This window comes from Alistipes sp. DJF_B185 (assembly GCF_964250025.1).
GTDB classification, from domain to species: domain Bacteria; phylum Bacteroidota; class Bacteroidia; order Bacteroidales; family Rikenellaceae; genus Alistipes; species Alistipes finegoldii.
In genome coordinates this window covers 1-1,288 of the sequence record NZ_CAXUDY010000064.1, presented here as the reverse complement: position 1 = coordinate 1,288, position 1,288 = coordinate 1, and the positions used below count along the sequence as shown (strand labels likewise).

General features: G+C 46.5%; 1 protein-coding gene and 1 pseudogene. Both read right to left on the bottom strand.

Features of this window, described 5'->3' with window-relative positions:
• Positions 1-379: 379 nt before the first annotated feature.
• Complete coding sequence (locus ACESTR_RS16135; protein ID WP_256169427.1) at positions 380-889, bottom strand: hypothetical protein; 510 nt, start codon at positions 887-889, stop codon at positions 380-382.
• 96 nt (positions 890-985) lie between these two features.
• Positions 986-1,288 (bottom strand): annotated as a pseudogene (locus ACESTR_RS16130) (hypothetical protein); the annotation flags it as partial.

Sequence of the window (1,288 nt, the reverse complement as noted above, 5' to 3'; positions counted from 1 at the left end):
AACTCCATTCATAACCAACTAAACAGGGCGGCATATCTCCATGTAAGAATAGCTTTCCGATTCTATATAATTCCGATAATTCTATGCTGTTATATGGTTTCGGGCATAAATAGGGAGTGGTCTGTTTTATGTGGAATCCTATTAAATGGGAAGGATGAAAATTCGGTTTTCCATCCGAAAATGGGGAGGGGTGAAAAATAGGGATTGTCCGCTCGGTCGGGGTATATGTACCGAAAAACTCCGACCGACTTTTCAGCCAATCGGAGTTGCGCTATTATTCCGCTGCAATCTTTTTCCTTGCAACGAGTTTACCCCTTATGATGGTGTAGCACTCGGTGTTTTTGCCGTCGATGTTCTTGTAGCCTTTCGCGGTATCGAATCATTGGGCAATATCCGTCGCTTTTGCTCTGCGCTCAACCCCCAAATCGTCGTATATGGTCTGCAATCTCTCTTTAATGATTTTAGAGGGTATCGCCTTTCCGTGGTGTAAATCGGTATTTATCCGTTTGACGATTTTATATGCGAGTTCATCCGCCGAGCATTTAATCAGTTCGCGCCGTATCTGCGTCTGATTGTATTTGAGTTCCCGCACCCGTTCTGTCCCCAATATCTCAAAGGCTTGTTTTACCAACGGGTTCCGCCGCTCGATAAGCGATAATGCGAACACGTCCGTCGAAAAAGGATTCGTGTCGGACGCTTTGAGTTCGGCGTATCGGTCGAACAACTCCTTAAACGGTATCTTGGCTTTGGCGTTCTTTTCCAGCTTGGTCAGTCGGATGTCATGCCGTTCGGCAGTTGTTATCTTGTTGTCGTTACGCTCGTATTCCGTAATAAGGTTACGGCTGTCGGCGTAAATCTCGGCATAGTTGCGAAAATTCAGCAGTTCCAATTTGATTCGGTTGCGGTCTATGGTCATTGTATCGGTATTGATGTATTTGTTATTGGTGTAAATTTGATTGCGTAAATCTTCATCCGCCGTCGCATATCATTTCACGAAGCGTTCGGCCTTATCCAATTCTTTTTCCGTTGCGGCTTTGAATTGCGGATAGGTGATGCCCTCGGCGTATCGTACCGTCGAGAAGATATGCGTTATCTCTTTGTAACGTGTATCTCGTATGCGTCCTGCAATCTGCCGTATCGTCGTCGAAACGTCCAGCAGGTGATGTCGTGCCGTGCCGTCGCTCACGACGTATATCTTGCCCTGCTTGTCGTAAATGTCGCACCCCTCGAAAGCCGTCGAGGTGTAGAAATTGATTTTGCGCACCGCTTTGTCGGGAATTCCGATTGT